This window comes from Arcticibacter sp. (genome assembly GCF_053551015.1).
In genome coordinates, this window is the sequence record NZ_JBMQOB010000008.1 from 87,587 (window position 1) to 111,335 (window position 23,749).

16 protein-coding genes are annotated in these 23,749 nt (G+C 50.0%); 3 read left to right on the forward strand and 13 right to left on the reverse strand.

Features of this window, described 5'->3' with window-relative positions; translation table 11 throughout:
* Window positions 1-245 precede the first annotated feature (245 nt).
* From ACO1NU_RS04785 to ACO1NU_RS04795, 3 genes are all read right to left on the reverse strand, one after another.
* Window positions 246-4,808 (reverse strand): efflux RND transporter permease subunit, encoded by a 4,563-nt coding sequence (locus ACO1NU_RS04785; protein WP_448817323.1) that lies wholly within the window; start codon window positions 4,806-4,808, stop codon window positions 246-248.
* Between the two features lie 3 nt (window positions 4,809-4,811).
* Window positions 4,812-5,951, reverse strand: a complete 1,140-nt coding sequence (locus tag ACO1NU_RS04790; RefSeq protein WP_448817324.1) for an efflux RND transporter periplasmic adaptor subunit — start codon at window positions 5,949-5,951, stop codon at window positions 4,812-4,814.
* 235 nt (window positions 5,952-6,186) lie between these two features.
* Window positions 6,187-6,555 carry a hypothetical protein gene (locus ACO1NU_RS04795; protein ID WP_448817325.1) on the reverse strand — a complete coding sequence of 123 codons (369 nt, stop codon included), beginning with the start codon at window positions 6,553-6,555 and terminating at the stop codon, window positions 6,187-6,189.
* A gap of 112 nt (window positions 6,556-6,667) precedes the next feature.
* Here ACO1NU_RS04795 and dinB point away from each other — a divergent pair, with 112 nt between their 5' ends.
* Complete coding sequence (dinB, locus tag ACO1NU_RS04800; RefSeq protein ID WP_448817326.1) at window positions 6,668-7,768, forward strand: DNA polymerase IV; 1,101 nt, start codon at window positions 6,668-6,670, stop codon at window positions 7,766-7,768.
* Here the strand turns inward: dinB and ACO1NU_RS04805 are convergent.
* The 6 genes from ACO1NU_RS04805 to ACO1NU_RS04830 form a co-directional block, all read right to left on the reverse strand.
* Window positions 7,765-8,694: a serine hydrolase gene (locus ACO1NU_RS04805; RefSeq protein WP_448817327.1), complete on the reverse strand. Its 930-nt coding sequence runs from the start codon at window positions 8,692-8,694 to the stop codon at window positions 7,765-7,767. The two genes, dinB and ACO1NU_RS04805, sit on opposite strands and share 4 nt — an antisense overlap.
* Window positions 8,695-8,836: 142 nt before the next feature.
* The gene (gene efp / locus ACO1NU_RS04810) at window positions 8,837-9,397 is read right to left on the reverse strand and encodes an elongation factor P (RefSeq protein ID WP_448817328.1); all 561 of its coding nucleotides are present in this window, start codon (window positions 9,395-9,397) and stop codon (window positions 8,837-8,839) included.
* 71 nt (window positions 9,398-9,468) lie between these two features.
* Window positions 9,469-10,041, reverse strand: a complete 573-nt coding sequence (locus ACO1NU_RS04815) for a molybdenum cofactor guanylyltransferase (protein ID WP_448817329.1) — start codon at window positions 10,039-10,041, stop codon at window positions 9,469-9,471.
* Window positions 10,038-10,505: a molybdenum cofactor biosynthesis protein MoaE gene (locus tag ACO1NU_RS04820; RefSeq protein WP_448817330.1), complete on the reverse strand. Its 468-nt coding sequence runs from the start codon at window positions 10,503-10,505 to the stop codon at window positions 10,038-10,040. The genes ACO1NU_RS04815 and ACO1NU_RS04820 overlap by 4 nt, the downstream gene beginning before the upstream one ends.
* 2 nt (window positions 10,506-10,507) lie before the next feature.
* Window positions 10,508-10,741, reverse strand: coding sequence for a MoaD/ThiS family protein (locus tag ACO1NU_RS04825; RefSeq protein ID WP_448817331.1), 234 nt, complete (start codon window positions 10,739-10,741; stop codon window positions 10,508-10,510).
* A gap of 6 nt (window positions 10,742-10,747) precedes the next feature.
* A complete protein-coding gene (locus ACO1NU_RS04830; RefSeq protein WP_448817332.1) occupies window positions 10,748-11,707 on the reverse strand; it encodes a GTP 3',8-cyclase MoaA in 960 nt (319 codons plus the stop codon).
* A gap of 223 nt (window positions 11,708-11,930) precedes the next feature.
* Here ACO1NU_RS04830 and ACO1NU_RS04835 point away from each other — a divergent pair, with 223 nt between their 5' ends.
* Entirely contained in the window at window positions 11,931-12,101 is a 171-nt protein-coding gene (locus ACO1NU_RS04835) for a hypothetical protein (RefSeq protein ID WP_448817333.1), read from the forward strand.
* A 10-nt stretch (window positions 12,102-12,111) separates the two neighbouring features.
* Here the strand turns inward: ACO1NU_RS04835 and ACO1NU_RS04840 are convergent, their stop codons facing one another.
* The 4 genes from ACO1NU_RS04840 to ACO1NU_RS04855 all read right to left on the reverse strand — a co-directional run bounded on the left by ACO1NU_RS04840 (window position 12,112) and on the right by ACO1NU_RS04855 (window position 19,365).
* Window positions 12,112-13,308: a molybdopterin molybdotransferase MoeA gene (locus tag ACO1NU_RS04840; protein WP_448817334.1), complete on the reverse strand. Its 1,197-nt coding sequence runs from the start codon at window positions 13,306-13,308 to the stop codon at window positions 12,112-12,114.
* A gap of 1 nt (window position 13,309) precedes the next feature.
* Entirely contained in the window at window positions 13,310-14,260 is a 951-nt protein-coding gene (gene moaCB, locus ACO1NU_RS04845; protein ID WP_448817335.1) for a bifunctional molybdenum cofactor biosynthesis protein MoaC/MoaB, read from the reverse strand.
* A 289-nt stretch (window positions 14,261-14,549) separates the two neighbouring features.
* Window positions 14,550-16,259, reverse strand: a complete 1,710-nt coding sequence (locus ACO1NU_RS04850; RefSeq protein WP_448817336.1) for a RagB/SusD family nutrient uptake outer membrane protein — start codon at window positions 16,257-16,259, stop codon at window positions 14,550-14,552.
* Between the two features lie 19 nt (window positions 16,260-16,278).
* Entirely contained in the window at window positions 16,279-19,365 is a 3,087-nt protein-coding gene (locus ACO1NU_RS04855; protein WP_448817337.1) for a SusC/RagA family TonB-linked outer membrane protein, read from the reverse strand.
* A 235-nt stretch (window positions 19,366-19,600) separates the two neighbouring features.
* Here ACO1NU_RS04855 and ACO1NU_RS04860 point away from each other — a divergent pair, with 235 nt between their 5' ends.
* A complete protein-coding gene (locus tag ACO1NU_RS04860; protein WP_448817338.1) occupies window positions 19,601-23,734 on the forward strand; it encodes a hybrid sensor histidine kinase/response regulator transcription factor in 4,134 nt (1,377 codons plus the stop codon).
* Window positions 23,735-23,749 lie beyond the last annotated feature (15 nt).

The window sequence follows — 23,749 nt, forward strand, 5'->3', positions numbered from 1 at the left end:
CACGCATCAGCAAATTGCCAACCATACAAATTCCCAGAAGAAAGTAAAGGATGCATAACCCAGCGATGTTGTTTTGTTTCGTTTCCATAACCTTCATTGTTTTATGCTAAGGTCGCCTCAATCGCCTTGGTAAACATTGACGGTCGTCACGTTTTATAAAGACACTGGTCAGGGTCAGTATCCTGTAAACAAAAAAGGAGCGCCCCGCAGGGCACTCCTTTCTAAATCATGATAAGCCGGGAAATTTATCTCCAACCGCCACCCAATGCCTTGTATAGAGAGATCTGGTTGAGAGCCTGCTGTTTCTTCGCTTCAACTTCATTCAACTCCGCATCCAGCACACCACGCTGCGTCGTGATGATGTCCAGATAAGTCGCTCTTCCCGCGAGGAACAAGTCGTTTGCCGCAGCAACGGAAGCATTCAACGCTTTTACTTCATCAGATATGAAAGACCTTTTCTTATGAATGAAAGATCGTGTTTTCAGCGCATCCTGCACTTCCTTATAGGCTGCCAGCACGGTCTTCTCGTACTCCTGAAAAGCAATGCCGTATGCGGCCTTGTAGCTTTCATATTCAGCACGTATGCGGTGCTGATTAAACAGGGGAGCAGTGATGCCTCCAAGCAGTCCGTAGGCAAGCGACTTTTCAGGGGTAAAAAGCTTATCCAGGTGGAAGGATTGCAGTCCCACATGCGGCGCCAGCACAAGGGCCGGCAGAAAAGAGGCCTGTGCGGCCTTGATCTCCTTGTTTGACGCGATCAACTCCAAGCCTGCCTGCCGTATATCCGGGCGCAAAGCGATCATCTGCAGGGGAGTCCCGCTGTCCAGGGAATCCAAATAGATGAACTGCTCCAGGCCGCGCTCATTCAAGCCTATAGGGCCATCAAAGCGTCCGGTTAGAAAATGCAGGTGATTTTCCATGAGGCTAATCTGCTGCAGTACTTCCTGCTCCTTCGCTCTGGAGTTTGCCAGCACCGCTTTGAACTGCTGCACGCCGAGCTCTGTTGCCATACCCGCTTCTTTCTGCACCTCAATGATCTGAAGACCTCTCTGCTGAAGCTCCATGTTCTTCTTCAGGATTGCAAGTTCCTCCTGCAGGGTAAGCAGCTCATAGTAAGTGCCCGCCACGTTGCTGATCAGCTCTGTTTGCACGAGCTTTCTGCCCTCATAAGACGCCAGAAACTTGTTCAAGGCTGCCTTTTTCCGGTTCTTCAGCTTTCCCCAGAGGTCAATTTCCCATGATGTGCGCAGGCCTACGAAATAATCAGGGAGAGGGTCCGGAAGACGTTCATCTTCCGTCAGATTATCAGAGAAGTTGGTATCATAGTTTCCAATCCCGTCCATCGTGTAAAAGCCGTAACGGCGCAGACCGGCTTCAACCGCCACATCTACGTTGGGCAGTGCGGCGCCTTTACGCATCCTCAGCGTTGCTTTCGCCATCTCGATGTTGTGCAGGGCCTGTTGCATGTCGGTATTGTTGACCAGGGCCGAGTCAATCAGACTGATCAGATGTTCGTCCTTGAAGAAGGTCTTCCACTCCGTCTGTGCAATTGTTGTTGTATCCGTACTCTGACTGAAGGTCGCGGGCACATTCCGATGTTCATACTCCGGAAGCTCACGTTTTGAAGCACATCCGCTGATCAGGAGCATCAATGCGATGCACGCCACTACTTCCGGCTTCAGCGTCTTCTTTCCGGCTGCTTTCTTTTTCTTCTGCAGGGAGGAGAAAAGGACGTAGAGGCCCGGGATTACAATCACACCTACAATGGTACCGATCACCATCCCACCGACAGCTGCTGTTCCTATTGAACGGTTTCCAAGTGCACCGGCTCCCGTGGCAATCATCAAAGGCACCAGTCCCGCTGCAAATGCGAAAGAGGTCATCAGAATTGGGCGCAGACGTACCACCGAACCTTCAATGGCGGCTTCCAGATAGCTCATGCCTCTTTGCTGCTTGATGATGGCGTACTCCACAATCAGGATCGCATTCTTCCCGAGCAAGCCAATGAGCATGATCAATGCCACCTGCGCATAGATGTTGTTTTCCAGTCCGAATACACTCAGGAACAGGAAGGCACCGAATACACCTGATGGCAGACACAGCAATACCGGTAGCGGCAGCAGGAAGCTTTCGTATTGCGCCGCCAGGATCAGGTACACGAACAATAAACAGAGCGCAAAGATATAGAGGGCCTGATTACCCGACAGGATCTGCTCCCTTGTCATACCCGACCACTCGATCTCGTAGCCCGGAGGCAGGCTTTCTGCAACCTTCTCTACGGCTTTGATAACCTGTCCGCTGCTGTAACCCGCCGCCGCATCACCGTTCAGCATCGCCGAAGAGAACATATTGTAGCGGGTGATCTGCTCCGGACCGTATACGCGCTCCATGGTAATGAACGAGGAGAACGGAAGCATTTCTCCCTGTTCGTTCTTGATGAACAGGTTCAACACATCTTCAGGCTTCTCCCTGTAATTCGGTCCTGCCTGCACCATCACCTTGTACATCTGCCCGTAACGGATAAAGTTGGTGGCATAAAAGCTTCCCATCAGCGTCTGCAGGGTATTCATCGCGTTCTCTACCGAAATTCCCTTTTTAGCTGCCAGATCGTAATCCACCTTCAGCAGGTACTGCGGGAAGCTGACGTCGAACGAACTGAATACATTGCCTACTTCCGGAGTAGCCCTCAGGTCGTCCATGAACTTGTTTAGCACTTCGGAGGTCTTGTTCAGATCGTCATTTCCGCTTTTATCCAGCAAACGCATTTCTACCCCTGCGGAGTTTCCGAAACCGGGGACAGTAGGAGGAGGGAAGAACTCAATTTCTGCATCCATGATATGAGCAGTGGCTTTTTTAAGCTCAGCAATCATGTCGGTAACAGATTGTTCCCTGTCTTTCCATCCCACCAGGTTGATCATACCCATGCCGTATGAGGCACCGGACACTTCATTCACCAGACTGTAACCTGCAAGGGTCGACACGGTCTCGACCGACTGCATCTTCCGGCTGATCGCGTCAATTTCGTTCAAGACAGCTTCTGTCCGGTCCACAGTTGCTCCCGGTGGCGTTGTGACGTTCACGTAGATCATACCCTGATCCTCCGTAGGAATAAATCCGGAGGGAAGGATACTACTCATTCCCCACGTAGCCACGAAAAAGGCGATCAGTAAGCCGAAGGTCAATACGCGCCGGCCTGCTATGCGTGTCAGGAGCCTGTGGTAGCCACCCGACATTCTGTTGTATCCATGATTAAACCTCGCGAAAAAGCGGGCCAGCCAACCTTTTGCTGCAGGCTTGTCGTGCGGAGAACGCAGAATAATCGCACAAAGGGCGGGGGTAAGCGTCAACGCGTTGATCCCCGAGATGATAATAGCCGAAGCAAGTGTCAGCGAGAACTGACGGTAGAAGATGCCCACTGGACCTGAAAGGAAGGCCACGGGTATGAATACCGCCGACATAACCAGGGTGATAGCCACAACCGGCTTTCCTACTTCTTTCATAGCCGCTACAGTAGCCTCCATAGGCTGAAGGTGTTCTTCTTCCATTTTGGAGTAGACGGCCTCCACCACCACAATGGCATTATCCACCACAATCCCGATGGCCAGCACCAACGCAAACAGCGTCAAAAGGTTGATAGAGAAACCGAGCATCTGCATAAAGAAGAGGGCACCGATCAAACAAACCGGCACGGCAAGTGCCGGAACGAGCGTTGCACGGAAGTCCTGCAGGAAGAGGAATACCACAATGAACACGAGGATAAAGGCTTCCAGAAGCGTAACCAACACGCTGGAAATAGACGCATCCAGAAAGCGTGATACATCATAACCCATCGTGTATTTCATGCCCGGAGGGAAGGAGCTATCCTTCAACTCGGCCATACGTTCTTTTACGTTCTCAATTACTTGCTGAGCGTTTGACCCGGGTAGCTGTTTCAGCATAATGGAAGCAGAAGGCCGCCCGTCTGTCTTCGATACCATCTCGTAATCCAGAGAGCCAAATTCGACGTCGGCGATGTCATTGATGCGGATAATGGAGCCATCGGCATTTGCCCGGATCGGTATGTTCTTGTATTCTTCGGCACTGGAAAACTTACCGGGGTAGCGCAATACGTATTGCTGCATGTTTACCGACTTGTCTGAACCGATTCCTGTCTGCCCTGGCGCTGCTTCCACATTTTGCTTCCTGAGCGCAGCGATCACATCATCGCTCGAGATGTCGTACGCAGCCATCCGGTCGGGCTTCAGCCAAACGCGCATGGCGTAATCCCGCAGTCCCATAATTTGGGCGAAACCTACACCTTCAATACGCTTCAGTTCCTTCAAGATGTTGATATCCGTGAAGTTATAGATAAAGCGCTCGTCGGCGGTCTCATCGTCGCTGTAAACATTGAGGTACATCAGCATACTGTTTACCTCTTTCTCCGTCGTTACTCCGGCCTTGATCACTTCCTCGGGAAGTTCGTCAAGCACGGTGGTTACTCTGTTCTGAACGTTTACTGCCGCAATATCCGGATCTGTGCCTACCTTGAAGAAAACCTGGATCAGCGTCGTTCCGTTATTGGTGGAAACGGAGTTCATATAGGTCATACCGGCCACGCCGTTGATCGCACGTTCAAGTGGAATGGCTACAGCATTGGTACTTACTTCTGCATTCGCTCCGGTATAATTTGCCGTTACAACAACGGATGGGGGTACGATGTCCGGGAACTGCGTGATCGGCAAAGTAAACAGCGCCAGCAGTCCCAACAAGGTTATAAAAAGGGATATGACCAGTGATAACACCGGTCGCTTGATAAATTTCTCGAACATGGTTTATTTCTTTGCTAATCGGCCTGCCTCAGTTAAGTTCATTGCTTTGGGGGCAATCTGCACCCCGTCACGCAGGCTCTGTGTTCCTTCAAATACGACTTTGTCTTCCTTGTTCAGTCCTGAGTTGATCGTATAGTAGTGACCCACACGCTGCCCTGCATTGAATGGCGTCATTTTTACTTTATTATCTGCTGATACCACATAGACGTAGGTGCGGTCCTGAATTTCAAACACAGATTTTTGATGAACGGCCAGTATTTCTCCGGTCTCCACCGGAACGCTGATTTTACCTGATGCTCCATGTTTCAGGAGGCCATCCGGATTAGGGAATTTGGCTTTCAAGGATATGGTACCTGTCTGACTTGCAAATTCGCTTTCAGCGAAGGCGGCTGTTCCCGCGAAAGGATAGGTTTCCCCGTTGACCAGGCTGAGTTTCACTTCTTTCCTGAAGTTGTCTTTGCTATAGCCTGCACCCCGGGCAATGTCGAGATATTCTTTTTCCGAGATGGAGAAGTAGACGTTCACGGAACTGAGATCCGAAACGCTGGTGAGCAGCGATCCCTCTGCTAGTAAACTACCGGCCTTCAGTGGAATCCGGTCAATCCTTCCGCTGAAAGGTGCCCTGACGAGTGTATATGACAATCTTGACTTGGCATATTGCAGGGCCGATCTGGCTTCTGCAACTTTGGATTGTGCTGCTTTCAACTTGGCTGCGGCCAGATCCAGATCAGTCTTCGAAACGATATTGTTCTTGACCAGTGTCTGCGTCCGCTGTTTTTCCAGCTCTACGGTTTTTGCATCCGCAATCGCATTGTTCAATACAGCCTCTGCTTTACTCAGGTCGGCTTTATATTCCTCGTCATTAATCTTAAACAAAACCTGTCCCGCTTTGACCTGCGAACCTTCATCGACGTAGATCTTTTCGAGAAACCCACTCAGTCTGGAACGCACTTCAACGTTTTTCGATGCCTGTATGTCGGCGACATACTCGTTGTAGATCACGGTGTCGAGCACGCTGACCTGTGCCACGGGTACGGAACGTGGGCTGTTCGTTGCCGAGGTATTCTTGCTTTCTGCAGAGCAGGCCATAAAAGCCAGGGAAACAAAAGAGGCAAAGTAAGCTATGGGATTTACTTTCATCATGTCATAAGGTGTTTAGGACGTATGTACATCCGGTTTGAAGTGTATAGTTTGAAGTTTGTTTTAAATGCTCTACATGCTGAATGATCATTCAGCAGCATAGGCTAACCATGTGAAAGCCATGGATAGCCGGATAAATGAAAGAGCCTGGCTTATGTGATGGCACAAGCGGATTTATTGCGCGTAAAATCTACGGGCAAGCTGTGCAAAGCCTGGTCTGTCAGTATAGATGGGTGTATTAAAAGGGTTTTAGCCTGAAGAGATAGGAATAGTATCCAGGCAAACAGAAACTTTTATTCTGATAAAGCGGATGGCTGACCTTTATCGTCCTCCCGATCGCTTTAAAGATGAAAATCAGTAGAAAAAATAACAGAATAGGGGCAACAAAGGTGCCGGTTTGAAAGACCCTGTATTTCTCGTTCGGGATTTCAATGTCATTTCCGTGATGTTTCATCGGAATGTCCATTAGATCGTCCAATAAGAACTCGATAATTGAATCACCCGCAAACATATACTGCTTTTCAGAAGGCGAACCAGCGCCAGCCTCGTAAACAGTGATGTTCAGATACGCAAAAAGCGACAAGAAGTGAAACAATTTGATGATCATTCTGGGGCAAAGATATACGAATACCCATTTCATCAAAATCCTGAATCAGTTTTGTGACATGATATCGAGCTACGTAACATCTTTTTTATAGTGTTTGTGCTAATTTTGCAACATGCAGCCTGCCTCAGCTCCGATTCGTAAGATTATCCATATCGACATGGATGCCTTCTATGCGTCTGTGGAGCAGCGCGACAATCCCCAGCTTCGCGGAAAGCCGATCGTCGTTGGCGGCTCACCTGAGGGACGTGGCGGCGTAGTGGCAACGGCGAGCTACGAGGCCCGCAAGTTTGGTATCCGCTCGGCCATGTCGAGCAAACAAGCTTACCAGCTGTGCAGGCATGCCATATTCGTGCGTCCCCGCTTCGAGGTTTACAAAGAGGTTTCTGCTCATCTGCGGGACATCTTCCGAAGGTATACCGACCTGATCGAGCCTTTGTCGCTCGATGAAGCCTATCTCGACGTCAGCACGGACAAGCTTAACATTGGCTCTGCCCTGGAGATTGCGCAACAGATCAAACAAGCGATTCGTGATGAGCTGAACCTTACCGCTTCGGCTGGTGTATCGATCAATAAGTTTGTTGCGAAGATCGCTTCCGATATCAATAAACCTGACGGCTTGAAATTTATCGGTCCCTCGTCTATAGAGCGTTTCATGGAGTCGCTGCCCGTGGAAAAGTTTCATGGAGTAGGGAAGGTCACGGCCGCAAAGATGAAAAGCATGGGCTTCTTTACTGGGGCCGACCTCAAGAAGCTCTCTGAGCAGGAGCTCATCAGGCACTTCGGGAAGAGCGGTACCTTTTACTACCATATTGTAAGAGGGGTCGACAACCGCCCGGTGCAGCCCCACCGCGAAACCAAGTCTTTAGGTGCAGAAGATACCTTTGGTCAGGACCTTGTCTCTCTGGATGATATGGCCGCCGAACTGCTCAAGATCGCCGAACTGGTGCAAAGTCGTTTGTTGAAAAAGAACCTGAAAGGACGAACTGTTACACTCAAAGTGAAATTCAGCGATTTCAGGCAGATCACACGCAGTCAGTCGCTGCAGACAGGGATCAATGATGCGCAGGCGATCTATTCCATCGCCACCCGCCTCCTGGAAGGCAGTATCGACGAAGATCAGCGGGTACGCCTGCTGGGCATCTCGCTCTCTAACTTCAACGAGCCCGATCTGCCCCGGCATGCTGAAAGCGGACAGCTGCGCTTGTTCCCTTAATTCGTACCGCGCAGTTCCTCATGTTTCCACTTGCTCTTCGGTTCGAAGTAGTTCCAGAGGTAAGCCGACACCTTCCTGATCAAGGCCTGGCCCTCGTTACTCCGGTCCCAGCTCTGATCGGTATTATCTTTTGTCCCCACATAAAACACATAATCTCCTGAAGGCGCGTTCACCAGCACAACTTCAGAACGGGAAGCGTCTACAGCGCCGCTTTTGGCTGCTGCCTGCACATAGGGCGGTATCTGGCTCAGGGCATCTTCGTCGTAGTAGCCTTTGCTCATGAGCCGGTACATTCTTTCGCTCGCAGCCTTGCTGATGATCTCCCCGTTGCGGATTTTCACCAGGAGAGAGGCCATTTCACGAGGGGTGGTTTGTCCCCAGCCATATATCTTCCAGATCTCCTCACGTCCTTTTGTGCGCGAATTAACCCGCGTATGTTGCAGTCCGTACTTCTCCATCAACTTGTTGATCTGCTCACCTCCTCCGGCAAGCTGCTGGTTCCAGAGCGATGTGGTATTGTCGCTGTAGGCCATCATCAGGTGTGCCAGGACGCTCACTTCTGTCTCCGAACTATCTTTGAAGTACTGCATGATCCCTGATCCTCCATATTTGATCGCATCCCGGTAGATCATTTGTTGGTGGTAACTGAGCGCTCCCTTCTCGATCTGGTCGAATAAACCTACCAGAATGGGAACCTTAACAATACTGGCGGTGGGGAAGATGCTGTCGCCATTCAATGAGGCATATTCGCCTGTTCTGAGGTTCATCACGTAGATTCCTGCCGTACCTTTGAAGCCCTCCGTAAGAGAGGCAAGTGCCTTCTCCAGCTTTCGGTCCTGTTTCGGCTTTTGTGAAAAGCATAGCAGTGGCAACGAAAATAGCCAAAGCAGCAGCAATGTGGTGTAAGTGGGTTTAAGTGTGTTCATCCGGAGAAATTAGTCCTGTTAATATAGCTAATCTTTAGCTAATTCGTCAGACAAGGCTCTCAATTCCTCCAGCTCACAATAAGGCACAAAAAAAGCGGCCTTAAAAAAAGCCGCTTCCCTGTTCTTTCAAGATGAAGATGTTTTATTTTACACGCTCTACGTAATCGCCTGTGCGGGTATCTACCTTGATTTTGTCTCCCTGGTTCACAAACAAAGGAACTTTTACTTCAACGCCATTTTCGGTAGTAGCATATTTCTGAGCGCCTGAAGATGTATCACCTTTAACAGCCGGCTCAGCATAGGTAATTTCCAACTCCACAAAGTTCGGAGCCTGTGCCATGATCGGTTCTTCACTCTCGAAAGAAACAACCACATTCATTCCTTCCTTCAGGAACTTGGCAGATGGTCCGAATAGTGCTTTAGGGATATTGAACTGATCGAAGCTGATATTGTCCATTACAACAAAATAATCACCTTCGTCATATAAGTATTGGTAATCGTTGGTTTCCACGCGGCAGATTTCCACCTGCTCGTCAGTACCCAAACGTGCTTCCACAATTTTTCCTGTTTTGATGTTCCTGAATTTTCCAAGGTAAAAGGCACCGCCTTTTCCTGGTGTACGGTGTACATGCTCTTCAACCGTTACCAGTTCGCCGTTGTAACGTAAGATATTTCCTGTTTTTACTTCAGATGCCTTTGCCATTAAAATAAGTGTAAAGATTTGCTGCCAAATATAACGGGATTTTCGATAAAAATAGAACGCGGCTTAAATCCTCAGGCGAATGGGTTGACCGAATTATAGTTTTCGAATTTCCGGCTGTCTTCTACCGGAATGCCCATGTAGTTAGATTGGCTGATGAGTCGTTGCAGGGAGAATTGCGTCAGCGTCCCTTCCTGTAGACGCTTCCGCAATAGCCGGAGTGTCCGCGCCGGATAGATGGCACAAAGCGGCTCAATGAATCCTTCGCGTTCGTACGTATAGTAGTCAAACTCCCAAGGCTTCGCCACGTATGATTCTTTGAGCCTCTGCAGCGTAGCCACATCCATATCCACCATATCACAGGCCAGGAGCAGCAGATCTTCCAGCGGATGTTCTTCATGTACGCTGAATAAACCTCTCAGAGGTCCTTTGGCAACTACTGAATCAATTATCAGCTGATCGCTCTGAAACACAAGGCTATAGGATTCGATTTGTGAAGTATTAATGGAGATAAGAACAGGGATTCCGAGCATCTGCAGCTTGAAAGCGGCCCGCTCTGCCCAGGCTTCACTACCTGCTGATAGCAAACCTTTGTCGCGGCCCATACGCCGGCTTTCACCGCCACATAACACTACACCGAGCATCATCCGTTTTCCGACTCGTAAATATGTTTGTTTGGATCTCCCGTCTCTGCATGGCAATTGCAATTACCCCCCCAGATGCTGGTTCCATCCTCGAAATATTCGCATTTCCAGATGGGGACCTCATGCTTGATCCGGTCGATGATGTAGCGATTGCTGGCGTATGCCTCACTCCGGTGTGCGGATGCCGTAATAACCACCACTGCAGATTCCAGGACCTGCACCTTGCCAACACGATGTTGAGCCACGGCAATTGTGAGATCCCACCGTGCTTTCGCATCTTCCAGGATCTGCCGCATCATTTTGGAGGCCAGGGGAACGTAAGACTCGTAATCGATGTAGCTAACCCGCCTGCCGACATTGTTATCGCGCACTTCGCCGCTAAAAAGCACAACAGCACCCGCAGCAGGATGGTGAGATCCGGACAACAAGCCAGCTAAGTCAAGCGCTTCTTCTGTGATATATTCCATTTTTAACCTCCGCTGCTGGGTGGTAAAATAATCACGTGGTCTTCCGCAGTGAGGGGATGAGCATCCGCTACCAGATCTTCCTCCACCACAAAACGGCACATGTTGATGAGGTGGGACGAGGAAGGATTGATATCGCGGAGATGCTGCCTCAGATCGGCCACGGTTTCGAGACGTTCATTCACTTCAAATTCCTTGCTGAAATGGTTCTTCAGAGCGGCAAAAACTTCTATTTTCATGTGTGTTTATCCCCCAATATGAAGCATACTGAGCGTGCTTCCGGTAAATTTTACAGATTGTTTTTGAGCGAGAGCCTCCATAAGTCCGCCATCAAGCGATTGCTGATCTGCTTCGCGGATACTAATCGGACTGTTACTGCTGAGGCAACCGTAGATGTTTCCGTATGCATCAAGACGCAGCCGGTTGCAGTCTGAACAAAAAGGCTCACTTTCGTTTGCTACGATCCCGAACAGGTGACCGCCTGCGGTTTGCCAGTAGTTTGACGTGGATGCAGGCTTTCTCGGAAGCGGCAAAACAGAATATTTGGTTTCAATCAGTGCGAGTATTTCCTCCTGAGAAAAGAAGTGCTTGTCGGCACTATCATGCAGATGCCCCATCGCCATGATTTCGAGGAAGCGTATGGTGATATCCCTGTCGAAGGCATACTGCAGCAAAGGCATGATCTGGCTGTCATTCAATCCCTTCATGACGACGGAGTTAATTTTTACATCTATGCCGAGATGCTTTGCAGTTTCAATACCCTTTAAGGTTCTGCTCAGGTCATGCCTGCGACTCATCAGGTAATACACCTCCGGCTCAATAGCATCGAGCGACACATTGATGGAAGAGATGCCGGCTTCCTTCAATGCAGGAGCCATATCTTCCAGCAACAATCCGTTCGTAGTGATCTTCAGTTCGGGGATGCCCAGCTGACGGATGCCGGCAACCAGATCCGGTAATTGCTTGTACAGCAGAGGTTCCCCGCCGGTCAGTCTGACGGTCGTTAGATTAAGCCGCTCGTGCAGCATCCTGATTAGTGTGATCAGCTCGGTTGCTGAAAGCGCCTTGCTTTTTGCATCCCGGTAGTTTTCCTTGCTGTCCTCATTTCCACAGCAGCAGTACACACAAGCCAGGTTACAGGTGTTCAGCAAGCTTACCCGAAGCGTTTTAAATGTTCTGTTGAAATTATCTCTGATCTCAGTCATTGAACCTTATATGATATGAAACGGGACAGTAGAATTCCGTTTCACCTGTTTGAGCGCATCTTTTCCCTTTCTAAGTATAAGTACTCACCAGTCATGATGTCTAACAGGTAGGATTAACGCTTGAGAGGGCAAAGTGTTGTAAATATATGTATCTATTGTGATTAAAATGCTTTAGCACTCGCGTACAAAGGTTCTACAACTGCGGGCCTACAACCAGGAAGAAATGCCGGATCAGGGACCGATCAAGTTCGCTCAAAAGTCGACTTTTCTCGAAGCTGGTCCGAAGTCGGTCCGAAGCTGGTTCGAAGTTAATGCGCAGCTGAAATACGGCGTTTGTAGAAACAGACTCAAGCTGGAGGCGACGAGAGAGCTTCCCATACAGGAAGGCCCATAGAAGTCCGCGACTAAAAAACCGACTTGAACGGGTAGAAGTCGACAAGCTGACCACATTCGATTGACGACTCCTCTTTCGGATGAGCAGCCAGGCCATCAGCCAGGAGTCCGGCTGTGATATCGCCTGATCCGTTGAAAGGGAGGATGTCGAGTCCGGACGCTTGCGCGTTAAGTTGGACCGGGAAAAATTCGGTCAGATGGCTCTTTTTACTGCGTTTCTGATTCAGTGGAATCTTGTAGGAAGGCCTTCCATCAAAACCGATGCGGTTATACAAAAATGCCTCTACGAACAAGGTAAAAGTAGTCAGACAGGAAAGTGGATTTCCCGGCAGGGCGAAGACGGTCCTGCCATCATCCGTTTGGCCGATCCAGACAGGTTTTCCCGGTCGGATGGCTACTTTATGAAATATCTCGCGTACTCCTAATTCCCTTAGTATGGTAGGTACATAGTCCGCATCACCAGCAGAAACACCCCCGTTAATGATGGTGATGTCCGCTTTGATTGCTGCATCAAGAGTGTCGCGCAACGCAGCGGGATTGTCAGCGACGTGGCGACATAGCTGCGGTACGATCTGCCACTTCTTCAATAAGGATCTTAGCAGGTACTGGTTGCTGTTACGTATCTGGACGGGATTAACCGGACCAGGAAGCGGGACAACTTCATCACCCGTGGTGACAAGCGATACAGAGGGGAGTTTATAAACTGGGACTTCATGGTACCCCGTGGCGGCGAGAATGCTAATGAGTTGCGGCTCACAACGTAAAGGTGCTTTTGCCAATACAGATCCTTTAGCAGCATCTTCGGCTTCCAGAGAAATGTTCTGGAACTTACGGAGGCTGTCAGCCGATAGTTCGACTTCTGAATCCAGCTCCCTGGCATCTTCTCTCCGGATGATCACATCAGCGGATGGAGGTGTTGCCGCGCCGGTCATGATCTTATAACAAGATCCTGAAGTGATTTCTGCATGTGAGGTCTGACCTGCCAGGATGGTCTCGACAATCTTATACTTGCGGATGCCTTGCTGCCAGTCGCTAAGCCGGATGGCATATCCATCCATAGCGGCCCGGTTAAAGGGAGGGTAGTTCCGGTCAGCCACGACATCCTCCGACAGGATGCGGCCATCCGCATCTTCCAGAGGGATCCGCTCAGAAGATGAAGGTTGTGCCAGAGCAGCAATGATTTTCAAGGCCTCTTCGAATTCCAGCATCTTAGTGACCTCCGCCTTTCATCATTTTGCGTGCGTGGAAAACCGCCGGAACGATAGCTTCCATTGATTCCCGTGCACCGGAGCTGCTGCCAGGCAGCGTAACGATGAGGGTTTGTGCGATAGACCCGGCAACGGCACGGCTCATCATGGCCAGCGGCGTGCGCATCTGACCGTAGCTCCTGATGGCTTCGGTGATACCGTCGGCGTCGCGTTCCAGAATCTCGCTTACGGCTTCCACGGTATTGTCGCGCGGACCGAGTCCTGTACCGCCTGTAGTGAAAATGAAGTGCACATCTTCAGCCACCCATTTTTTTATCTGATTCTGTATATCCTCCTTCTGGTCGGCTACGATCTGGTAGTCGACAACTTTGGCATTGATCTCCTCCAGCATCTGACAGATAATTTTGCCGCTTTTATCTTCCCGCTTGCCTTCGGCGGTTGAATCGGAGCAGACAAGCACTGCGCAATTGGGGGGAGTAGCGAAGAATCTCTTCCGGTCGCTCTTACCACCCGTTTTTTTGAGCAATTTGATATGCCCTATCTCCAGCGCGGTATCCACCGGTTTGAGCATGTCATAGATCTCCAGAGCAGCAACTGAAACCGCTGTAAGCATTTCCATTTCAATTCCGGTCCGCCCGATAGATTTGGCTTCTCCGAGGACGACGATGCCCGTTCTTTCAAGGGTTTGTTCGTCGAAGTACTCTGCATGTTCGTCTTTTGACAAGAAGCTGAAGCGGATGTCCATTCCGTCGATCGCCACAGGATGGCAGTGGGGCAGGAGCTGCGGTGTGAGCTTAGCTCCGATAAATCCCGCAGCACGGGCCACATCGAAAAGGTTACCCTTAGGAAGCTCTTCATTTCTGATAAGTCCGATGGTCTCGGCTGAACAAAAGATAACGGAAACAGCTCGTGCTGAGCGGAGGGTTATTTGCTTGCTGGTTATATCGCGCATATGCAAATATTACGTTTTTCGCGGGACTTTGTTTAAGCGCAGATTTCTTTATCAGGTCCTTGATGATCTTGGTAAAGTAATTAGACTGATCATCAATTCCTTGAAAGGTATTTGCGTCTTTCATTGGACAGTTGGGGTGGCGAGTTTCATTCGTTCAGGCTGGTTCATCTAATTCAATCTTCGCGAACTTTTCTGAACAAAAGGAGTTGACAGATCTCGGATACCCATTAAGGCCGCCCTGCATTAGCGCAGGTGCGGCCTTACCAGGATAAGTACTACTATGCAAACCTTAGTTGTATCCCGGATTTTGTTCAAGCTTGCTGCTTCTGTTTCTTTCTATTTCGGGCTGTGGGATTGGCCAAAGGTTAAAATGCGGCTGCATCTGTGTGCCGTAGAAGGGATTCAGCCGCGATACGCGGTCATAGTACTTCCCGGTTCGCATCAGCGTAAGCATTCTCTTTTCTTCGACGCCCAGCTCTCGCATACGCTCATCGAGGATGTAATCTAAGTTCACGTTTCCTGCCGATACCGGCGACGCCTTCGCTCTCGCCCTGACTGCGTTGATATCCACAGCTGCGGAAGGCGTATTGCTCATGCCCAGGTAAGCCTCTGCCCGCAACAAATAGGTTTCCGCCAGTCTGAACATATATTGATCGGCATAGGTGCCACCAGCTCCGGCCTTCAATTCATATCTCCTGATTGGATCTGAAGAACCAGGGTTCACATAAAGGTCAGCCGGATGACTGAAGGGCGTGGTGGATTTGCTTTGGTACGGGTAGAATGCCCGGTCAGCCCGGTTTGCCCTGATCGCACCATTCACTCCCGTTGCTCCGGCAGGGGGATTGCGCGTGGAAATTACCTGACCGAAAAGGGGGCTCGCCGGGTTATTGGCGACGAAATCTCTTACAAAATTATGGTTGGCATTCCGGATGTCATTATTGAAATCGCTCTGCCATACAGTTTCGCTGAAATACGGAGAAGGGGCCATAAAGCCTACTCCGCGTCCGCCGGTATAATCGCCTACGGGGAAGAGGAACGGGGCCACACCGTTCACTCTTACGTCGCGGACAAGGGGCCCGTGAACGCGTTCCAGAGAGTAGACATCCGACTGCGATCCCGCAGTAGTGCTACCGGCGCCGCCCAATACGTCGGGTTCAATCTGGATCACCCATAGCGCTTCTTCGTTATTGGCTGATTTCCGGTTCTGGTTCCTGACCTGGAACAGATCCCAATAGGGATCGCCGGGATTTACGGTGGAGCGAGAGCCGAACCTGCTGGTCATCAGTGATGTTTCGGGATCATCTATCACGACAGAGGCCGCAGCCACCGCGTTCTGGAACTGCTCATCAGCAATATAAACTTCTGCAAGCAGATGCTGTGCCACGAGATTGCTGATTTCGCCATCCCTTACCGCCGATATGGCCGGGAGGTTGGCTCCTGCAAACTTCAGGTCTTCGATTACCTGGCTCAGCACTTCTTTTTTGCTGGCTCTGACGAAGTCGGTCTTCTCTCCCGATATTTCTGTAAGTGTCAGCGGAACTCCTCCGAAAAGATAGGCCAGAGACCGATAAGCAAACGCACGGAAGAACCGGGCTTTTGCTTCATAAAGTGTAGCGCTGGCGGGACTCAGCTGAGATTGCGGTAAACGGCTTAAGATGGTATTCGACTCGGAAACGATCTTGTACAAGGCCTGCCAATGGGAGTTTACTAAACCTGAAGGGTCGTAATCGGCGATGAGGTTCGGAGTGGTCACTGTGATCTCGAACACCAGGTCCGTACGGTAGAGGTAATGAAATGGCTGCCAGTCGCTGACGGTATAGAATTCCGAGCGCACGAGTCCGTATAAACTGTTAACAGAGGCATCAAAGTCGGCCTCCGTTACATAGGCATTTGTCTGACTGAGGAAATCTACTGGTTTTTCGTCAAGAAAGCTGTCGTTGCAAGAGACGGTGCCCGTAAGCATCATCACAGCCATCAGATATTTATATAGTTTTTTCATGTTCTTTCCTGTGATTGATTTAGTATGTGATGTTTAAGCCAAGAGTGAATGCGCGCATGACAGGCCTACCTCCGATAAGCCGGCCAACAGCATTTCCATCCGCGTCTACCGATTCAGGGTCCCATCCGTCCCATTTAGTCCAGGTAACGAGGTTTTTTCCACTGACATAGAGACTGATATTTTGGGCTTTGATCTTCTTCATCAGTTCCGGACTGAGATTATACGAAAGGGATACATCCTGAAGGCGGACAAAACTGCGGTCTCTCCAGACATTTGGTTCAACCTGGGCGCGACTGCCTGAGATATTGCGCGGGTACTTGCCCGCGGGGTTAGAAGGGGACCAATAGTCGGTGCCTTCAAAATCATTCCAGCGAATGGTATTGTCTTCTCGGAAATAAGAAGGGTTGTCATTGCCCAGATAACCGTCTTTTCCACCCTGAACTGCATTTAAAAACACGCCTAGTGCGAATCTCCTGTAGGAGAAACTGTTCATCAGACTGAGTCTGTATGCGGGCTCACGGCGGCCGAGGAACACCCTGTCGTCTGGAGTGATACGTCCGCTTTCATCCTGATCAACGAGCCGGGTGCTACCGGTGAAGAAGCCGGGCAGCGGCGTCTCTCCCAGCTGGTAAATTCCTGCGGGCTGGTAATCAAAGATTGTGCGGATGGATTTCCCTATGAAGAGGCCACTTGATACCAAGTCATCCTCTGTGCCATCCTCGTCTGAATCTACTCCTGTAAGTGAAATAATCTTATTGCTATTGGTGGCGAAATTAAAAGTGGAAGACCAGGAGAAATCAGTCTTGCGGACGATGTGTCCCGTTAGACTCGCCTCAAAGCCCTTGTTGCGGATGCGACCCAGATTTGATCTGATGCTTCCGAATCCGGTAACGCCGGGAATGGCTACGTCGAACAGCAGGTCGTCGGTATTGTTGTTGTAGTACTCCAAGCTGCCGCTGAGGCGGTTTGCGAACAGACTGAAATCGACACCGATATTCAGCCCCTTGGTACGTTCCCATTTCAGGTCGTCATTGCCCAGAGAAATAAGCTGCTGGCCGAAGGCGGTGGTTCCTCCGTCGCCGAACACATAGGCGGCCCTGTTTTCGACACGTGCAAGGGAAGTGTACCTGCCTGTCTGGTTTCCGATCTCCCCGTATCCGGCCCTCAACTTCAGAAACTCGATAGCGGATACATTTTCCAGGAAGCTTTCTTTTGACATGACCCATCCCAGCGCGAGTACTGGAAAGACGGCGTACTTATTGTTGCTCGCGAAGCCGGAAAAGCCGTCGCGCCTGATGGTTGCCGTTACTAAATATTTATCATCAAACTTGTAGTTGATCCTGGCCATCTGGTAAGCAAGCGCTTCATCGTATCCGGCTGATGAGCTGAACTGATTGGTACCCAGGCCCAGGTTGTTATAACTCAGGTTCAGCCTCGGGAAGCCTGTTGCGCGGGCAAGGGTGCTGTTGAATTTGCGCTCTGATGCACCATAGAGGAGCGTAGCGGTCAGGTCATGCTTATCGAACCGCCGGGTATACGTGAGTATGTTGTCAAATGTATAATCGTAATAGTTCTCGTTCGCCTTGGAAGCCTCACCGGCCAGATTGGATGCGTAAATACTGGAAAAGCCGCGTTCTGTGGTCCTCAGGTTATTACCAAAGTTCATCCGGTAATTAAGGCCTTTTAGAAAGGGAAAATCGATATCCGTATAGATATTGGCGAAATAATAGTTGTTGCGGTCTTTGTCATCTACATAATACGTGGTGAAGGGGTTCGACTCCAGAGTGTTGGTCGGGAATGGAATCAGGGAACCATCTTCTCTGAAAGGTACCAGGAGAGGTGACATGTGCTGCAATGACGCCAGCGCTGGCTCTGCACCGTCCTGATTAACAAAGGCAGCCGATGAAATGAGTCCCACCTTCCACCAGCTAAGTGCCTTCGTTTCGACGTTGGCGCGGATAGTCTTCCGCTTGAAGCGGTCGTTAATTATCGTTCCTTTCTGATCAAGCATACCTCCCGATAAAAGGTAGCTGAAGCGGTCTGATCCTCCTGAAAAGCTGAGGTTATTGTCGACGATCAGTCCCCGATTGGTTCCTTCTTCCCACCAGTCAAAATCGTTCGGCAGAAGATTGTTGGAAGCGTCGCGATTGCTCGCATCAACTACCTGGGCAACATTAAAGGCCGGGTTCGGAGTCGTATAATCCGGTGCGAGGTAGGCGCGGTCCCAATATGCTTCCGTCACGCCGGCGAGGAATTCCTCCCTGTTCATTGGCCTGAGGTTTTCCGTGGGGCTTTGAGTGGTGACAGCGCTGGTGAAGGCGATGCGGGGACGGTTGCCGTTGCCGCGACGGGAGGTGATCAGGATAACCCCGTTGGCTGCCTGCGCACCATAGACTGCCGTGGAGCTGGCGTCTTTGAGCACATCGATAGAGGCTATGTCGTCGGGGTTGATGGATGACAAAGATCCGTTATACTGAACCCCGTCGAGGATGATCAGCACGTTCTGGCTCCCATTCAGGGTAACCTGCCCTCTGATGGAGATGGGCGGAGTGCCGCCGGCATTGGTGGCTACGCCGACATTCAGACCCGGTACTGAACCTTGGAGATATTGCGCTATATTGGTGTTGGGTGCTTCCCGGAAGGCTTCCAGGTCTACGCTTGCTACCGCTCCGGTGATATCAGCCTTCCGTTGTGTTCCGTACCCCACGCGGACAACCACTTCTTCAAGTACCTGTTCGCTGTCTTCGAGTACGATGTTCAGCACAGTAGTGCCTCTCACCGGTACTTCTTTTGTTCTGAAGCCCACATAGCTGACTTCAAGTAAGGCGTTTTCGGCAACACGGATGGAAAAGCTTCCGTCCTGTTTGGTGCTGACGCCATTGGCTGTTCCCTTTTCTTGGATACTAACTCCGATGAGCGGACTGCCTTTTGAATCGGTTACTTTACCGGAGACCACGATTGCAGCTTTCTTCTGCTGAGAGGAGATCTCCATTGCAGTGGTCTGCCTGGCCGGAGTCGCACTGCTATGCGCTGCCAGGGGAAGGGATAGTCCCACCATCACGACCAGCGCAATCCGGGGCATCCCTGGTTTTTTTATACGTCGCATTTTCTTCATACTGTTAGGGGAAATGGTTGATACAATTGGTTTATGGGGTCAAATTTCAACCGCACAGCTCTTTATCGTTAGTACATTTGGATAAAATACCTATCCGGTATGTTTAAAATTGGCGGGGGCGGCCGCTGATCGGCGGAATGGCATCGTTCGGGAGCATAGGCAGTTAGGGGGCAGACTAAATATTGGAGGAGGATGATTATATTTGAGAATACTAGCCATTATTCTAATGCCGAAACTTTCTCTTTTTTTTAAGCGGCTGTTCTGCCTGCAGCTGTTTGGAATTTTAACCGTTTTATACAGCCATGCTTCGGGCCCATTCAACTTTACCAGTCTGAGCACGACGGATGGGCTGTCTTCAAACACGGTGAATGTGATACTGGAGGACTCAAGGGGCTTTACCTGGTTTGGTACTCCTAATGGCTTAAACAAGTACGAGGGTTCGAACTTCACAGTCTACCGTAACCGCGTTGATGATCCGCATAGCTTGGCTGCCAATGAAGTTCATGCACTCTATGAAGACAAACAGGGCCGCCTATGGGTTGGTACAGGTAGCGGACTTTGCTATTACGATGTAAAGAGCGACCGCTTTTTCAGGCCAGAGGCCTTTGCTCAGGTTCCGGTGCGATCTATTACGAGTGATTATCGCGGAAACTTGTGGGTGGGATCTTATAGTGACCTGCGCATCATGGATGCAAAGTCAGGAAAGGTAAGCATGGTTAGGATGCCGGCAGAGGCGCGTGCGAAGGAGAATGTATGGGCTATCCTGAGCTTGTTTGAAGATAAGGACCGGAATATGTGGATCGGGTCTCAGGTGGGCCTTTATCGATACAAAAGACAAACAAAGCAGTATGAAGGTTTCATGCACGAGAGGAAGCAACCCAATAGCCTCAGCAGTAATTACGTCACCGGCATTTCTCAGGATAGCCATGGGAACATGTGGTTCGCTACGTTGGAGGGACTGAACAGGCTGGGGGCCGACGGGAAGAGTTTTGAATTATACAAGGATACTCCGGATGATGAACAACTGAAGCGGGGGGATATTATTCATGTGCTTGCACGTGCACCGAATGATCAGCTCTGGCTGGCAACGGAAGATGGATTGCGGATTATGAATGTGCAGACGCGGAAGTTCATCAGAATAAAGCCTGATCTAAGGAATGCTTTCAGCTTAAGTAATCATTCCGTTAAAAGTATACACATTGGAAAAAGGGGCATCTACTGGTTTGGTTTATACCGGGGTGGCGTCAATCGCCTGGATAAAAACCTTGCCTTATTCCAGTATCAGCGCAGTAATGTTTTTGATGGGCAGGGGTTAAGCTCACCCGTTGTGACTTCTTTTGCGGAGCGGGGAGATGGCAGGATATTCATTGGTACTGAAGGTGGGGGATTGCAGCTGTTTAACCGAAAGGAGCGCTTATTCGAGCGGGTCGATATTCGTTCGAGCAGGAAGCAGATCATGCAAAATTTTTCGGTACTAAGCCTGAAGGTCGCCCGGAATGGCATTCTGTGGATTGGCACGAACCAGGATGGGTATTTCCGCTACGACACACGCTCGAGAACCTACAAGCAGTTTATAGAGAAGAATGACCGTAATACCATCAGTGCCAATGTGGTCTATTGTATAGAGGAGGATCGTCTTGGAAATATCTGGATTGGAACGAATGGGAGGGGGGTAAAAGTATTCAACCCAGAGGATGGGCGCCAGTGGGTTTATGAAACGGAGAGCAATGCGTCGGGTACAAACCGCCTCCCGCTCAATGGCTTTATACGCGCTCTCGCAGAAGCAAGTGACGGGAAGATGTGGCTGGGTTCGTATGGTTCTGGTATCGCGGTCTTCGATCCCCGTAAAGGAACCTTCTCGCACTATCGCCATGAAAACACCGGGCTCCTCAACGACCATGTACTTACCATGTTGCATGACAGAAAAGGAAATACATGGGTCGGCACTAATGGAGGACTAAGTCTATTTGACCGGAAGAAGAGAAAGTTTGTCAATTACACAGAAGCCAATGGACTCGCCAGCGGTACGGTGTTCAAAATACTGGAAGATGGCGGGGGTAAACTATGGCTCAGTACGGACAGAGGAATCAGCAGCTTTGACCCAAATACCCGGCGTTTTAAAAACTATGGGAGAGAGAACCGTGTGCAAAATAGTCCCTTTATCGGAGGTTCAGGCATGCGATCATCGGAGGGAGAGATCTATTTCGGTGGAGAAACGGGGTTCAACTATTTTCATCCAGAGACGCTGCCGTCTGATTCCTATATACCTCCCGTGATATTTACGGAGCTTAAGGTGTCAAATGCACTCATCAGGCCATCAGAGAAGGGACCCATCGAGTCGGAAATTAACTATGCGGATCATATCGAGCTTCAATATGGTCAGAATTTTTCCATTGGGTATGTTGCTCTAAACTACTCGAACCCCGGCCAGAACAGGTATGCTTATCAGCTGGAAGGTTTTGACAGCGACTGGAATGATGTGGGTGGGGCGAAGACGGCGCAATATACGAACCTCGACCCTGGTGAGTATGTTTTTAAAGTGCGGACAAGTAATGCTGAAGGAGCATGGAGCAAAGAACCCCGGTCAATTGTGGTCAGGGTATTGCCCCCCTGGTGGCGCACGATCTACGCCTATATCCTGTATGCTTTGGTGCTGGCTTTGGTTTTGTACTATCTGCGGAAAAACAGCGTGCGCAAGATCAGAATGCAGCTTGAACTCGAGCAGGAGAAACTGCGCGCACAGGAGCTGATCAGGCAGGAGCGCCGGGAGGCAGAGCGGATGCAGGAGCTGAATTTACTGAAGATCAAGTTTCTGACCAATCTAAGTCACGAATTCCGAACCCCTATTTCGTTGATTCTCGCGCCGGTAGAGAAAATGCTCAATCAGGTGTCTGATCTGACGATATCTGCTCAGGCGAAGATGATTAAACGAAATGCGAAAAGGCTCCTTAATTTGGTTAATCAACTCCTGGACTTCCGAAAAATGGAAGAACAGGAACTCCGTTTACACCTTTCATCAGGTGATTTGCTGGCTTGGGTAAGAGAGGCCGCAGATTCATTTCATGATCTGTCGGAAAGAAAGAAGATCCGCTTTAATATCCACACTGAGATGAGCACTCTGCCCGCTTGCTTTGATCACGACAAGGTGGAGCGCATTGTATTCAACCTCCTGTCGAATGCCTTTAAGTTCACGCTGGAGGGGGGGGAGGTGAATATGTACCTGTATGTATTGGACGAAGACGATCAGTCTGATTTTTGCTTACAAGTTTCAGACTCCGGGATTGGCATCCCGGATGCGCGGCATGAGCAGATCTTTGAACGTTTCTTCCAGTATGAGAATGCTGCATCTGTATTAAATCAGGGAAGTGGTATCGGCTTGTCGATTACGCGGGAGTTTGTGAATATGCATGGAGGGAAAATAACTGTAAAGAGTGAGTTGAACGTCGGTACCACGTTCACGGTCGTTTTGCCCGTTGTGCCTCCACAAGCCGCGGATATTACGGGAAGTTTATCTCTCGCCGGTGATGGGCCTGTCCAGCCAACGGAACCTTCGGATAAATTAGCGGATGGAAAGCGGCCGGTGGTCATGCTGGTGGAGGACAATGAAGACTTCCGGTTTTACCTGAAAGATAACCTGAAGGCCTGGTATCGGATCATTGAAGCAGGTAATGGTAAAGAGGGTTGGCAGAAAGCACTGTCTTCTCACCCGGAACTGATCGTGAGCGATATCAGCATGCCTTATATGAATGGCATTGAATTAAGCAGAAAGATAAAAGCGGATAAGCGGACGAACCACATTCCTGTAGTGTTACTAACTGCCCAGACCGGGGAGTATGAAGAGATCAGGGGACTGGAGTCAGGTGCGAATGATTATCTGACCAAGCCCTTCAACTTTGAGATACTTAATGCGAAAATCAGGAATCTGCTAGCGCTTAATCACTCGTTGAAGAGCACCTATTCGAAGCAGATTCAAATGGTTGGTCAGGATGTTGAGGTAGAACTCAGAGACACGAAACTGCTGAATCAAATTCATGGGTACATCGAGCAGAAACTGAATGACCGGAGTCTGTCTGTAGAGGATCTGAGCAAGCATGTAGGCATGAGCAGGGCATCGCTCTATCACAAGGTGCTGGAATTAACCGGCCTGAGTCCCATTGAGTACATCCGGGCTGTAAAGCTGGACCGGGCAGCGGCTCTGCTCGAGAAAACCGACATGAATGTTTCTGAGGTTGCTTATATGACTGGCTTCGGTACACCTAATTACTTTGCAAGGATGTTTAAAGCCCGCTTCCATCTGCTGCCTTCTGAGTATGCAGCGGAGAAAAGGCGGGTGCGTGCGGAATCACGGGAAGATGTCTGAGACCCTGCAAGTTTC

What these genes read in the sequence shown, in the direction of transcription:
- ACO1NU_RS04790 (WP_448817324.1), bottom strand. Translation starts at nt 5,951, where the DNA reads ATGATGAAAGTAAATCCCATAGCTTACTTTGCCTCTTTTGTTTCCCTG.
- ACO1NU_RS04850 (WP_448817336.1), bottom strand. Translation starts at nt 16,259, where the DNA reads ATGAAAAAACTATATAAATATCTGATGGCTGTGATGATGCTTACGGGC.
- ACO1NU_RS04820 (WP_448817330.1), bottom strand. Translation starts at nt 10,505, where the DNA reads ATGGAATATATCACAGAAGAAGCGCTTGACTTAGCTGGCTTGTTGTCC.
- dinB (WP_448817326.1), top strand. Translation starts at nt 6,668, where the DNA reads ATGCAGCCTGCCTCAGCTCCGATTCGTAAGATTATCCATATCGACATG.
- ACO1NU_RS04815 (WP_448817329.1), bottom strand. Translation starts at nt 10,041, where the DNA reads ATGATGCTCGGTGTAGTGTTATGTGGCGGTGAAAGCCGGCGTATGGGC.
- ACO1NU_RS04860 (WP_448817338.1), top strand. Translation starts at nt 19,601, where the DNA reads ATGCCGAAACTTTCTCTTTTTTTTAAGCGGCTGTTCTGCCTGCAGCTG.
- ACO1NU_RS04855 (WP_448817337.1), bottom strand. Translation starts at nt 19,365, where the DNA reads ATGCGACGTATAAAAAAACCAGGGATGCCCCGGATTGCGCTGGTCGTG.
- ACO1NU_RS04795 (WP_448817325.1), bottom strand. Translation starts at nt 6,555, where the DNA reads ATGATCATCAAATTGTTTCACTTCTTGTCGCTTTTTGCGTATCTGAAC.
- ACO1NU_RS04835 (WP_448817333.1), top strand. Translation starts at nt 11,931, where the DNA reads ATGCCGGATCAGGGACCGATCAAGTTCGCTCAAAAGTCGACTTTTCTC.
- ACO1NU_RS04830 (WP_448817332.1), bottom strand. Translation starts at nt 11,707, where the DNA reads ATGACTGAGATCAGAGATAATTTCAACAGAACATTTAAAACGCTTCGG.
- moaCB (WP_448817335.1), bottom strand. Translation starts at nt 14,260, where the DNA reads ATGCGCGATATAACCAGCAAGCAAATAACCCTCCGCTCAGCACGAGCT.
- ACO1NU_RS04825 (WP_448817331.1), bottom strand. Translation starts at nt 10,741, where the DNA reads ATGAAAATAGAAGTTTTTGCCGCTCTGAAGAACCATTTCAGCAAGGAA.
- ACO1NU_RS04805 (WP_448817327.1), bottom strand. Translation starts at nt 8,694, where the DNA reads ATGAACACACTTAAACCCACTTACACCACATTGCTGCTGCTTTGGCTA.
- efp (WP_448817328.1), bottom strand. Translation starts at nt 9,397, where the DNA reads ATGGCAAAGGCATCTGAAGTAAAAACAGGAAATATCTTACGTTACAAC.
- ACO1NU_RS04840 (WP_448817334.1), bottom strand. Translation starts at nt 13,308, where the DNA reads ATGCTGGAATTCGAAGAGGCCTTGAAAATCATTGCTGCTCTGGCACAA.
- ACO1NU_RS04785 (WP_448817323.1), bottom strand. Translation starts at nt 4,808, where the DNA reads ATGTTCGAGAAATTTATCAAGCGACCGGTGTTATCACTGGTCATATCC.